Annotated in this window: 15 protein-coding genes; 1 reads left to right on the top strand and 14 read right to left on the bottom strand. The window is 36.2% G+C overall.

Annotated features, from left to right (window positions below; all coding sequences use genetic code 11):
* Nucleotide 1: 1 nt before the first annotated feature.
* From WAK64_RS01555 to WAK64_RS01545, 3 genes are all read right to left on the bottom strand, one after another.
* Nucleotides 2–925: a PLP-dependent cysteine synthase family protein gene (locus WAK64_RS01555; protein ID WP_336585287.1), complete on the bottom strand. Its 924-nt coding sequence runs from the start codon at nucleotides 923–925 to the stop codon at nucleotides 2–4.
* Nucleotides 926–997: 72 nt separating this feature from the next.
* Nucleotides 998–1,690 carry a 5'-methylthioadenosine/S-adenosylhomocysteine nucleosidase gene (gene mtnN / locus WAK64_RS01550; RefSeq protein ID WP_336585159.1) on the bottom strand — a complete coding sequence of 231 codons (693 nt, stop codon included), beginning with the start codon at nucleotides 1,688–1,690 and terminating at the stop codon, nucleotides 998–1,000.
* Nucleotides 1,691–1,704: 14 nt separating this feature from the next.
* Nucleotides 1,705–2,343 (bottom strand): class I SAM-dependent methyltransferase, encoded by a 639-nt coding sequence (locus tag WAK64_RS01545; RefSeq protein WP_336585158.1) that lies wholly within the window; start codon nucleotides 2,341–2,343, stop codon nucleotides 1,705–1,707.
* 172 nt (nucleotides 2,344–2,515) lie between these two features.
* Here WAK64_RS01545 and WAK64_RS01540 point away from each other — a divergent pair, with 172 nt between their 5' ends.
* Complete coding sequence (locus tag WAK64_RS01540; protein ID WP_336585157.1) at nucleotides 2,516–2,719, top strand: DUF2536 family protein; 204 nt, start codon at nucleotides 2,516–2,518, stop codon at nucleotides 2,717–2,719.
* 76 nt (nucleotides 2,720–2,795) lie between these two features.
* Here WAK64_RS01540 and WAK64_RS01535 read toward each other — a convergent pair whose 3' ends face one another.
* The 11 genes from WAK64_RS01535 to ruvX all read right to left on the bottom strand — a co-directional run bounded on the left by WAK64_RS01535 (nucleotide 2,796) and on the right by ruvX (nucleotide 12,831).
* Complete coding sequence (locus tag WAK64_RS01535) at nucleotides 2,796–3,494, bottom strand: YrrS family protein (protein WP_336585156.1); 699 nt, start codon at nucleotides 3,492–3,494, stop codon at nucleotides 2,796–2,798.
* Between the two features lie 81 nt (nucleotides 3,495–3,575).
* A complete protein-coding gene (locus WAK64_RS01530) occupies nucleotides 3,576–5,330 on the bottom strand; it encodes a peptidoglycan D,D-transpeptidase FtsI family protein (RefSeq protein ID WP_336585155.1) in 1,755 nt (584 codons plus the stop codon).
* Between the two features lie 284 nt (nucleotides 5,331–5,614).
* Nucleotides 5,615–6,091, bottom strand: a complete 477-nt coding sequence (greA, locus tag WAK64_RS01525) for a transcription elongation factor GreA (RefSeq protein ID WP_336585154.1) — start codon at nucleotides 6,089–6,091, stop codon at nucleotides 5,615–5,617.
* A gap of 165 nt (nucleotides 6,092–6,256) precedes the next feature.
* Nucleotides 6,257–6,892 carry a uridine kinase gene (udk, locus tag WAK64_RS01520; RefSeq protein WP_336585153.1) on the bottom strand — a complete coding sequence of 212 codons (636 nt, stop codon included), beginning with the start codon at nucleotides 6,890–6,892 and terminating at the stop codon, nucleotides 6,257–6,259.
* 8 nt (nucleotides 6,893–6,900) lie between these two features.
* On the bottom strand, nucleotides 6,901–8,172 hold the full coding sequence (locus tag WAK64_RS01515; protein ID WP_336585152.1) for a peptidase U32 family protein: 1,272 nt from the start codon (nucleotides 8,170–8,172) through the stop codon (nucleotides 6,901–6,903).
* 48 nt (nucleotides 8,173–8,220) lie between these two features.
* Nucleotides 8,221–9,150, bottom strand: a complete 930-nt coding sequence (locus WAK64_RS01510; RefSeq protein WP_336585151.1) for a peptidase U32 family protein — start codon at nucleotides 9,148–9,150, stop codon at nucleotides 8,221–8,223.
* A complete protein-coding gene (locus WAK64_RS01505; protein WP_336585150.1) occupies nucleotides 9,137–9,796 on the bottom strand; it encodes an O-methyltransferase in 660 nt (219 codons plus the stop codon). Before WAK64_RS01505 ends, WAK64_RS01510 begins: the two co-directional genes overlap by 14 nt.
* A 208-nt stretch (nucleotides 9,797–10,004) precedes the next feature.
* Entirely contained in the window at nucleotides 10,005–11,150 is a 1,146-nt protein-coding gene (gene mltG, locus WAK64_RS01500; RefSeq protein WP_336585149.1) for an endolytic transglycosylase MltG, read from the bottom strand.
* A 315-nt stretch (nucleotides 11,151–11,465) separates the two neighbouring features.
* Entirely contained in the window at nucleotides 11,466–11,993 is a 528-nt protein-coding gene (locus WAK64_RS01495; protein ID WP_336585148.1) for a P-loop nucleotide/nucleoside kinase family protein, read from the bottom strand.
* A gap of 117 nt (nucleotides 11,994–12,110) precedes the next feature.
* Complete coding sequence (locus tag WAK64_RS01490; protein WP_336585147.1) at nucleotides 12,111–12,401, bottom strand: DUF1292 domain-containing protein; 291 nt, start codon at nucleotides 12,399–12,401, stop codon at nucleotides 12,111–12,113.
* A 13-nt stretch (nucleotides 12,402–12,414) separates the two neighbouring features.
* A complete protein-coding gene (gene ruvX / locus WAK64_RS01485) occupies nucleotides 12,415–12,831 on the bottom strand; it encodes a Holliday junction resolvase RuvX (protein ID WP_336585146.1) in 417 nt (138 codons plus the stop codon).
* Nucleotides 12,832–12,838 lie beyond the last annotated feature (7 nt).

The raw sequence follows: 12,838 nt of genomic DNA, 5'->3' as shown, positions 1-12,838 counted from the left end.
ATTAAATGCCTCCTTCGTATATTTTTTTACTTAAGTATCGCTCACTTGAATCTGGGAAAATTGTCACAATCGTGCTACCAGGCTTTGCTTCCTCTGCCTCTTTAAGGGCTGCATGTAGTGCAGCTCCGGATGAACTTCCCACTAACAAGCCTTCTTGTCGTGCTAACTCCTTGACCCGTTGAAAGGCTGCTTCATCTGATACAGTATGAATACTATCGAAATAATCTGGATCCATATAAGATGGTAAGAATTCCATTCCTATTCCTTCTGTCTTATGTGGGCCAGATTCACCGCCATTTAAAATCGAACCCTCGGGTTCAACAATACAAGCCTTCACTTTATCGTTTTGCTCTTTTAAATATTTTGTGGTCCCCATAAACGTTCCACCCGTCCCAGCTCCAGCAACAAATATATCAATATTCCCGTCTAGCTGATTCCATAATTCTGGACCTAGTGTTTTATAGTAAGTAAGCGGATTTGCAGCATTATCAAATTGTTGAGGACAATAAGAATTAGGTAGTTCATTTAGGAGTTGTTTCGCTTTTTCAATTGCCCCTTTCATACCCTCTTGAGTGGGGGTATGTACTATTTTGGCTCCTAAGGCTTTCATCAGTTCTTGCTTTTCAATACTAAATTTTTCTGGAATACAAAAGATTACGTCGATGTCTTCATTGATGGCAGCTAAAGCTAAACCGATTCCCGTATTTCCAGCAGTCGGTTCGATAATGGTACCTCCTGCAGAAACTTTATTATTCTGAATAGCATCTTCTAATAACTCTTTTCCGAGACGATCTTTAATGCTTCCACCAGGGTTATAAAATTCTAATTTAGCAAATAAACGTACATCATTTGGTAGGGAATAAGATTGTATTTCAACCAGAGGAGTATTTCCAATTAGTTCATGAACGGAAGAATATGTTTTCATCATTTTATCTCCTTTTTTCATGCAGCAAAATATCGGAAAGCGAAAGGACTTCTAATAGAAGCCCCTTTTTTCCTAGAGTTCCGCTACCATTTTCATTGCCAAATTAGCAGAATTAACTGCCGCTTTCTCTAAAAATTGGTCAAAAGAAATATCGGATTCCTTCCCTGCAATATCGGAAAGAGAACGAGTGATTACAAAAGGAACAGAAAAATTATGTGCTACTTGTGCAATCGCAGCTGCTTCCATTTCTACAGCCTGAAGTCGTTCAAATTTATTCTTAATCGAAGCTACACGTTTTGGGTCACTCATAAAAGAGTCACCTGTAGCAATTAACCCTTTTACAACTTGTACATCCATCACGTCTTTTGCAGCTTCAGTAGCTACTGAAACAAGGTTAGCATCCGCTTCAAATGCTGCTGGAAGCTGTGGGACTTGACCGTATTCATATCCAAAGGCTGTACAATCAACGTCATGATGACGAACTTCTGTTGAAATGACAATATCCCCTACATTTAAAGAAGGGTCGAAACCTCCCGCTGAACCTGTGTTAATAATCATGTCAGGTTTATATTTTTCTAATAGTATAGCTGTAGACATCGCAGCATTTACTTTACCGATTCCAGACCGTAATAAAACAACCTCTTTCCCTTTCATACGACCTGTTGTAAACTCACATCCAGCAACTTCCTCTGAACTTGCGCTCTCAATGTTAGAGCGTAATAACGATACTTCTTCTTCCATTGCACCAATAATGGCAATTTTCATGGGAATACCTCTTTCTATTGTTTGATAGCTTCCATGAGCCAAACGAAGGAATTACACTTAGTAAAGGTCACATTAAACCCCGCAGCTTCAGCCATTTTAGTTAATGCTGGGATGGTTGTGTAATGCTCACGTATTAAATCAGCTGCTAAATCAGTAAACCCTTGATCCTTCGCGTCTTTAATTCCTGCTTTATATGCTTCTGTTGACTCATATATGGTGTCTGCAAACACTATTTTACCACCTTTAGATAGAACGTTGCTATACTGCTGAAAGGCAAGTGCTTTTTCATCATCTGTTAAATGATGGAAAGCATAAGTGCTAACAATAGTATCCGGCTTTTTTTCTATATTGTAACTTAAAAAATCCCCGTCTGTGATTTGGATAGAATCCCCTAATTTTTTAGTAAAGATTGCCCTCATCTCTTTTGATGGTTCAATTCCAATTACTTCTAATCCTTTTTTCAATAATTTAATGGTTAAGTTCCCTGTCCCAGAGCCAAATTCCCAAACAGTCCCCTCTGACCTTTCAGTCACCTTTGTCAAAATTGACTCATATCCTCTAAATACTTCTTTATATTGAATATCATGACCTTCGACCGTCTCATCATACGAATCTGCCCATTCTTCAAAGATATCTAAAAATTCTCTACCCACTTTGAACACCTCTTTGTCCTAAAGTATATAATTCCTATAAATATACTATGAATTAATTTCAAAACTGTTATTAATTTATCACACGTTATCTATAAGTTCAATAAAAGATGCTTGCTTTTCCTTTGTTTTTTTTCTTACAATATTAACAGTTAACTTTCACGGAGGTATTTGTATGAATTTACATCTAGATTTATTTGAAGATAAGATAGAACTATTTGAAGCTGATAGGATTGAACTGTTAGAGCAAAAAATAAATGAAAAAATCGAGCATAATAAGGCCATTCTTTTATCCGTACATTCTGTCAATCACCAAGTAGTAATGACTCCTGAAGGACGTCCACTATACAGTGCGGTCGTTCACTTTAAACGTAAATAAGATAGACATAAACGGATGAAAAAGTATGAATTGTACCAGTTCATTACTTTTCTACCTAAATAAAACAGCTGAGGGATTACTCCTCAGCTGTTTGCTTCTTATCATTTTCTAGCAGACGGTCGACTTTTGTTGGTGTCCAACCCTCTCCGTTAATCCATTCAATATATACGCGATAAATCTCCTGCTCATCTGAGGATGTTACCGTTCCAATTGCTTTATTAGGCGCACCCCCATTTTCAATGTACCAAACAATTAAATTGTCTTCAGAAAGGTTAGCTCCATAAGCAATTGCTTTTTCTTTTTCTTTCCAATCAGTTGATTCTATTTCATAACTGGAAACATGTTCTCCAGTCTGGTTCGTACCTATAGGTTCCCAGTTAGGATTTACATAACTGTTCTCAACGTTCGGATCATTAGTGCTTTCAGTTATAATCTCTTGGTCTTCCAGTTGATCATTTTCTTCTATTTCTATTTCTGTTTCTATATCATCAACTTGAGTATCCGTTGTAGATTCATCTGAGGTTTCTACCGAATCCTCTTCCCCTTCTTCAGGAGTCTTTTCTTCATTTGTTTCTTCTTTAATAATACTATTTTCCTTCTCATCAGATTGACTAACCTCTTTTTTAGCTGACGTTGCCGCTTGTTGTTTATCGCCAAATACTATTTGATAGCCGACCACGGAAATAAGCGCCAACACAACTAAAATGAGTGAGTTTAACATGAGATTTTTATTTTTTCTCTTAGACCGTTTATCACTTCTTGATAAATAACTCACAAGTTTCCTCTCCTTTAATACAAGAAAAATATACTATCTATTGAGATTATCATATCTTATCATTTGTTTAAAGGGCCTATCTCACTGATTATATAGTAAATTCTCTCTAGATTTCAGTATATTAACAGTATCTGCAAATAGTTGATGAGCACTTTCCCCTGAATAAGTAGTGTTAGTATTAACCACTACAAGGGCATATTTCGGCTTGTCAAAAGGAAAATATCCAGCAAACCATTTATGATAATATGGAGTTCCATTTCTTATTTCAACTTCGGCAGTGCCTGTTTTTCCCGCTACTTCATAAGGTAGTTCAGATAGAGCATGTGCAGTCCCCTGCTTACTTTTTACAACCGAACGAAGAAGTTCTTGCAACTTCATTGCTGTATATGGAGAGATTGTTTCACCTTCCAAGTGCTTCGTATCAAAAGAATAAAACTGTGATCCATTTTGATATTGAACTTCTGAAACCCCATTTACCATGAATCTCTCCCCGCCTCTAGCAATAGTAGCCATCATATTAGCTATTGCTAAAGGTGTTACTTGAACGTCCAATTGTCCTATTCCTGTTTGTTTATGTACACTTTCATTGTCCGTTCCTGTAGTCGTATATATTTGACCGATATCTTCTTCTAATTGGGAATAATTATGATTATGGAAAAAGTCACCCTTCCACCCTACTCCTCCAACTACTCCAAGCTTCTCTGCATATCGTGCTATTAGCTTTGGATTTTGTCTCGTTAGTCGAACAGCTAATTCCCCAAAAGCTGCATTACAACTTTTGGTGAAGCTTTCCTTAAAATTCAACTGACCAAATTGCATTTTTTCTACTTCAATTTCCCCATATATATTTTTGTCACAATCAAATGTTTCCTGATCATTTACTAATAGATTTTCAATAGCTGCAGCAGCAATTACCGTTTTAAATACAGACCCAGGTGTTAACTGAGTAAACATCAGGTTCTCTATACCTGGATTGCTAAATGGGTCATTATTCGTTATTTTAGGTCTTGATACAACAGCTTTTAATTCGCTATTTTCAATATCTAACAAGAGAATACCTCCAGAAATTAGTGAAGTTGTATCAATATAGTTCTCTAACTCCTGTTGGAGATCTCCATCTATTGTCGTTTTAATATTTAATGGAAAAAACGAATTATTTGGTGAACTGTATTTGACATCTAGACCGAATAATGGTCTTCCAAATGCATCTACATGATACATTAGTTTTTCATTACCTTCAGATAATAACAGCTCATCAAACATTTTTTGTAATCCAGTTTGTCCAATTGGTTGCAGAGGATTTAGTGATTTGGATGGGTAGCGTTGATCAAACAGCTGTTGATTCTCACCAGTAATGCCGATAAACTGTGTCGCAAGAGGAGTATCTTTTACTATTTTTTCTTTCACAACAAACACCCCATCCAGCCTCAAATTATTAATTTCTTTCACTTGGTGTTCATTTAGCGAAAGCTGTGTAAGCTTGACTGGTTGTTTTGTTTCTTTGAGCGTTTTTTGAAGAGTTGTCAAATCCATCGGTATATTAGACGAGAGTTTTGCTAAGGCTTGATCGTCAAATTGGATAAAGGGAAATAACACTAGCACATATCGTTCTGAATAAGAAAGTGGCTGATTATTCGCATCTAGAAATTGCCCTCGACCAGAATCAATGACAAATTGCTGAGTTCGCTGCTTTACACTTTTTTCTAATAAATTGATTTTCTTTTTAGAATAAGATTCAACTTGAACTAACTGCAATTGTAGAAGTCTTCCCATTAATAAAACATGCAAAGTAAGCATGAAAGCTGCAAAAAGTTTAATCCGCCTCATTGACTTCATCGCTTCACCTCATTTTCATTGTTCACTCCTTCAGAAAAAAAATACTTAATAACGTAGCTGTTAAGTATTTTTTATGATTAAGTATGAAAAATAAATTAACCCCTATTAGAAGCACTTAATTTATTACTCCGTAGATAAAAATAAAAAACGACCGCTTGGAGATTGAGATCTCCGAGCGATCGCTTTTTAATCACTTCGAATGGGCATCATACACTTCATCAACGTCTAAAAAGTACTTGAATACGTTCGAAAGATATTTACATATGCTAGTATTACGGATGCACTTAGTTAATTTTTGTGATTTTCACTTTCATTTCTCCACCAGGTGTTTGGACAGAAACTTGATCTCCTACTTTATTACCTAGTAGACTTTTAGCGATTGGCGAATCGTTTGAAATTTTCCCTTCAAACGGATCAGCCTCTGCACTACCTACGATCGTATAAGTTTCTTCATCTCCTTCTGGTAGTTCAACAAATGTAACTGATTTTCCAAGCGTAACAGTATCAGATGATTGCTCATCCTCTTCAATAATTTTAGCATTTCGAATCATTGCCTCCAATGTGGAGATACGCCCTTCTACAAATGCTTGCTCTTCTTTCGCAGAATCGTATTCTGAATTTTCGGAAAGATCACCGAAACTTCTTGCTATTTTTATTCTCTCTACTACTTCTTTTCGTTTTACTGATTTTAATTGTTCTAATTCTTGTTCAAGCTTCTCTTTACCAGCTTGTGTCATAGGATAAACTTTCTCTGTAGCCAAATCCCTTCACTCCTTCTAAAATTTAACCTTCACGTAGCTTGTTGTTCATATTATGTAGGTACGTGAAGAAAAATACGGATTTAGCGCCACCATAATGGTCGCGCTAAAAAAATATGTGCTCTACATAAAAACTCATTATTCATTTTTGATGTCTATGCTATCGTATTATAAAAAAGACTTTTGTTCAAGAATTGTTTGAATTTTTGTGACCATTAAATCGATTGCCACACGATTATGTCCACCCTCAGGAATAATTACATCTGCATATCGTTTCGTCGGTTCAATAAATTGATTGTGCATTGGACGAACGACATTTACATATTGGTCAATGACTGAATCAATTGAACGGCCTCGCTCTTTAATATCTCGAAGCATACGACGGATTATTCGTAAATCAGCATCCGTGTCCACATAAAGCTTTATATCCATTAAGTTACGTAATCTTTCATCTTCTAATACAAGAATTCCTTCTAGAATGATGACATCTTTAGGTTCTACATGAATCGTTTCATCTGAACGAGTGTGCACTTTGTAATCATACACCGGCTTTTCTATCGGTTCAAAATTTAATAGCTTCTGTATATGCTCAATTAATAGGTCATTATCAAACGCTAAAGGATGATCATAATTAGTCTTTAATCTCTCTTCAAACGGAAGGTGACTTTGATCTTTATAGTAAAAATCTTGTTGCATCATTAATATAGAGTGCTCTTGAAAGGATTCATAAATCGCTTTTGTTACACTTGTTTTACCGGATCCAGAACCTCCAGCTACTCCAATTACTATCGGTTTACGTTCCATAATTCGTATTAGTTCTCCTTTCGCATCATGTTGTTTGCATAGACAGGTTGACTTACTTTAAATTGGACAATTTGCAAAGGATGGCGTGCTGCATCAATTTCTTGTCCATCTTCATCCCAAATAGTTTCAATAATTTGGGTGAAATTTTCTATTTCAGGTCCAAAAAACTCAACTTCTTGTCCTGGTTTGAAATGATTACGCTGCTGAAGTGTCACAATGCTCGTTTCAGGATCATAGTCGAGAACAAGTCCGATAAACTCTGTAGATGTTTTACGACCATGTACACCAAACATCTGCTCCTGGAAGCCCGGAACACCTTCAAAAAATGCAGGTGCCGCATCTCGATTTGCACATTTCTCAAGTTCTACCAACCATTCTTTCTTAATTTTAAAATTATCTGGATCAGCACAGTACGCATCAATGATTTTACGGTAAACACTTACCACTGTTGCAACATAATGAATCGATTTCATACGACCCTCGATTTTTAACGAGTCTATACCTAGCTCAATCATTGTAGGAATAGATTCTACTAACTTTAAATCCTTAGGACTCATTGCAAATGGAGCATCGTTTGAATTAAATAGTGACTTTTCTTCCTCGTTATTCAACTCGTTTAAATCATAGTCCCAGCGACAAGACTGGCAACAACCACCACGGTTTGAATCACGAGCAGTCATGTGATTACTTAAAGTACAACGTCCAGAGTAGGCGATACACATGGCACCATGAATAAAGGTTTCAATTTCAATATCCACCTTTTCCTTCATTTCACGGATTTCGTCTCCACTTACTTCACGGGCAAGTACAACTCGGTCTAACCCTTCTTCTTTCCAATATTGGATCGCCTTCCAGTTGGATAAAGATTGTTGCGTGCTTAAATGAACCTCCACTTTTGGTGCAACACGTCGGCATGTTTCAATAATAAGTGGATCTGCCACAATAATCCCTGTAACGCCTGCTTCTTGAAGACCTCGAAGGTATTCCTCTAGCCCATCAATGTTTTCATTATGTGCATAAATGTTAGTTGTTACATATATTTTAGCACCGTATTTTTTAGCAAACTCGACGCCTTCCTTCATTTGTTCAAACGTAAAATTCCCTGCATTTGAACGCAATCCATATTCTTGACCACCGATATACACGGCATCTGCACCGTAATGGACAGCAATTTTTAGTTTTTCTAAATTACCTGCTGGAGCAAGAAGTTCAGGTTTTTTAACAATTGTTCGCTTGCCGTCGACGATTTGTGCTATCTTATCGTTTATGACCGTAGGCATCCAATTCTCTCCCTTTCTATAATTAATTTAGTCTGATATGACTGTTCTTTAATAAACCGTCTCTTTGAAAAAGAATCCTGTATCTAACAATCGATTTTCTGGTTGAATTTCTTCTATTTTTGCTAATAACTCTTCTTTCTTTTCTTCGTATAGCTCTTCATCTTCTACACAAAGGTCAATCGCTTCACGATATAATCTTGTTACTTCAATTATATAGTTAGAGGACTTTAAAACACCGTCGATTTTAAATGAATCGATACCAGCTTCAATCATCTCTTGTAGTTCGTCAATAATACAAATATCATTTGGACTCATAATATGGGTACCATTCTCATCTTCATAGATTGGGTATTTATTTTCTCTTTCTTTATCATGTAAAAACATATTTTTATTCTCTTTGCGATTTTCAATTTCCATCGCTTTTCCTTGGTACTCAAAATAATTCCCAAGCAGAGAGCGCTTTGATTGGAACATACAAGTCATGCCATGAACTTGAACTTCAAGTGCAACATCAGCATTTTCTTTCATTTCCACGATAGTGTCCATATTAATTTCACGAGCAAGAACAGCTCGTTTTGCTCCTCGCCGTCCCCAATAATTGCAAGTATACCAATTTGTAGCAGTTGTTTCAGTATTCCAATGAAGGGTCATATTTGGAGCAACCTCTCGTACAGCCATTAAAACAGCTGGATCACCAAAAATAATGGCATCTGCCTTTACTTCCTTCAGGAATGCAACATACTTTGTCAAGGCCTCTACTTTATCGTTATGAAAAATCGCATTCATTGCAACATACACTTTTTTTCCTAACGAGTGAGCAATCTCAATGGCTTCCTTTACCTGATCTTGATCAAATTCACCTGCAAGTCGTAAACCAAACCTTTGTTCACCAATGACGAATGCGTCAGCTCCAGCCTCAGTAAGTAGTTTTATATCTTCAACCTTTGTCGGTGTGACTAACAGTTCAGGTTTCTTCATTTTTTCCACCTCTTTTTATACTAATGGCCATCCCATCTCCAACCGGTACAATACTTGTATCATAGTCAGGATGCTTCATTAACCATTCATTATATCGTTGTATTTTTTTTACTAACATTCTTATATTACGACTACGCACTTGATCGATATTTGCTACGAATCCTTTAAAGAGTACGTTATCTGTATAAATGATCCCTTCTTCAGAAAGCAAAGGGCTATATAAATCAAAAAACTTTTGGTACTGAGCTTTTGCAGCATCTATAAACACTGCATCAAACTGTTTGAATTTGTATACCTGTTCTTTCACCTCAAGAGCGTCTCCATAAATAAGTGTAATACGATCTTTATAAGGGGATCGATTAACAAATGCCTTCGCTTCTTCATACCTCACTGAATCACGTTCAATGGAAACAATACGACAGTTTGGCAAAGTCTCGGCCATTCTTAAGGCAGAATAACCAATGGCTGTACCGATTTCTAAAATGGATAAAGGTTGTTGAATTCGAAGTAACTGTAAAAAATTCTCTATTCCAACAAGTTCCATTATAGGCACAAGATGTTCAGAGGCGTATTCTTCCATTTCTAACAATAAATCTGTTCGTTTGTTTACAAGGCTTTCTATATATGGATGGACGGAATCGTTCACGTTGACTCCTCCCTCACTTTCGTCACGATTGTTAATTCATGAAAAAATAGCGTCTACAGAGTTATTTAATAAAAAAGTAGAAAGCTCCTATTAGCTTTCTCTTCTGTCTTAAATTCCCCTGAAAAAAACGCTACCCATAAAAAATACTTTTACTATTTTAGCATAAAAAGAAGAGGAAAGCGAATCTTTCTCTTTCCTCCGTCCGTTTCTAATTGTTTAAGATTAATTCAGATCGTAATTCTTCATGTTGATCTAATGTCTCACTAAAATGGATTTCCGTTACACCCTCATCATTTTCTGCTGCAAGGAAATATTCATAATTAGTATCATAAGGTTTTAATGAAGCTTCAATGGACGTTTTGCTCGGATTAGCAATAGGTCCTGGTGGGAGTCCATCAATTTGATATGTATTGTACGGAGAATCAAACATATAATCTTTCTCGAACAGCCGATCCTTATGTTTCCCCATTCCATACAAAACAGTTGGGTCAGTTTGAAGACGCATACCTTTAGCTAACCGGTTATAGAACACACTTGAAACCTTTTTTCGACTTGTGCTTTCCGTTGCTTCTTCCTCAATTAGAGAGGACATCGTTAATAAGTAATGCACCGTCATTTTTTTCTCCGTCATTAAGCCTTCAAACTCAGTGACAACCTCTTCTGTTTTATCAAGCATCGTCTTAATCATTTCTTCAAGAGGTGGCTCTTCCTCATAAAAAGGATAGGTAGCAGGATATAAATAACCTTCTAACGGATAACGAATATTTTCTGCAAATATTTCGTCTGTTAATATATTTGGATAAGTGCCCATTAACTGCTTAATAAATTCTTCATCGTTCACTTTCGCAAGAAATTCATCTGCAGAATAAGGTGTTTTCTTTTCAAACGTCTCTGCAATTTCTTCAAGTGTAATTCCTTCGCGAATGGTCAGTTTAAATACGGCTTCATTAAACACCTTGCCTGTTTTTAAACTCGTTATAATTTCATCTAATGTCATTGATGGCTTCAGGTCATATGTACCTGCTTGAAAGTTAGATTCGTTATTGAATTTTACATAATATTTAAATATAGTCGCATTATGTATAATTCCACTTTTCTCAAGTATATTCCCGATTGCTGTTACACCTGAACCAATTGGTATATCGACTGTTACTTCTTTTTCACTTTTTGCTTCAACTGGTTCAAGAGCTCCTTTAATATAATAATATCCCCCAGCTATCGTGACTCCACCAACTAAAAAGATGATTGCAAGCGAAATCAAGACAATCTTACGGATAAGTTTCGCGTCATTTTGTCTCTCTTTCATTTTTGCCCACCATTGCTCTTTTCTTGATCTATTTTTAGCCATTATCATACTCCCCCTTTTTAAGCTAAAGCGGGACAATCTCCAAAATTTCTTATGCCCATACCATTATACTATATTTTTACTCATTAAGAATAGAGTGTTCCTTTTATTAGGATAGTATGTAAAGACAGTTCCCCTTTTAAAGTTGGTAATAAAAGAAGTGATTTCCTCACATTTTATTTACTTATACTTCGAACAATTGAGTAAATAAAATTACTATTGTAATGTGTTTAGCAAAAATTACCCCTTTGAAAGAATCACCAATTTATCCATCAGCTTTAATTTGGACTCATTTTTGGCATATTAGTTTGTCCTCTTCATTTCCTATGGCTCATTTAAATAATCGACTACCTTATGTATATAGCTTTCTAACGGTTTTTTTGTATCAACAACAAGACACTTTACATCGGATGGTTTTTTGCTGTTATTTACCCAATGGTGAAATGCGTCCTTTGAAACAACCTTTTCAATCTGGCTAATCATTCTTTTACGTTGGTGTAGTCTTCTATCAATTTCGTTCACATCGTTAAGATAACATTCAACATATTTATACTTAACATTATGCTTTTTAGAAAGCGATAACCCCTTTTCTACCCCTTCCACATAAAAGCAAGGACTATCTAAAATAACACTATGACCTTGAGATAAATGGAAATCCACCAGTGCCCATTCAATTGAATAGGATACTTGCCCCATTTCCTTTGAGTCCATTCCTTTTTCATTTAACGCTTCTATCATAGCCGTTTTAACAATATCATGGTCTAATACGATTGATCCTGTAGATGCCGCTATTTTTCTAGCAAGAGTTGATTTTCCTGCTCCCGGAAAGCCTGACATTTGAAGAAAAAACACTGAAAACCCCTCCCGCTTTCCTTTTATCTATTTCGTTTTCTTGTACCATTTTTGGCTGATGAACATTACTACATTCAGTAAATAAAAAAGAGGCGATAATATCGCCTCTTTTCCAGTTTATTGCTCTTCTTCTTCCTCGTCAAGGAATGTGTTCAACATTTCTTCTATCATATCCCACTCTTTGTCTGTCTCAATCGGTTTTAATTCGCCTTCTTCCCCTTCTGCATTCGGGTTAAAGGAAGCTGCATGAATTTCGATTTCTTCATTTTCGTCTTCTTCCGCTCCAACTGGATAGTATAGAACATAGGACTTTCCGAACTCATCATTTTCAAATGTGAACAATACTTCGCAAAGCTGTTCATTTCCTTGTTCATCAATTACTGTAATATGTTTTTCACCATGTTCCAATTTCTTCACCTCATTATTTTATACGATCTAAATACCCTTGCAGAATCATTACCGCAGCCATTTTATCAATCACTTTTTTTCGCTTTTTGCGACTAACATCTGCATCTAATAATATTCTTTCCGCTGCCATCGTTGTTAAACGCTCATCCCAAAAAACAACCGACGTATTAAGCCTTTTTTCAAGATAGTGTCCATATTTTTGCGACGACTCGCCCCTAGGTCCAATTGTATTGTTCATATTTTTCGGCAAACCAATAACAATTTTTTCGACTTGATACTCTTCTACTAGTTGGGCGATACGGTCATAACCAAACTGACCGCGATCTTCATCAATTTTAATCGTTTCAATACCTTGAGCAGTCCAACCTAGCGCGTCACTGATGGCAACACCGACCGTTTTAGAACCAACATCTAAACCCATTACTCGCATATTTACC

Origin of the sequence: Bacillus spongiae (assembly GCF_037120725.1) — a bacterium.
Taxonomy (GTDB): Bacteria; Bacillota; Bacilli; order Bacillales; family Bacillaceae_K; genus Bacillus_CI; species Bacillus_CI spongiae.
This window is presented reverse-complemented; position numbering and strand designations above follow the sequence as displayed.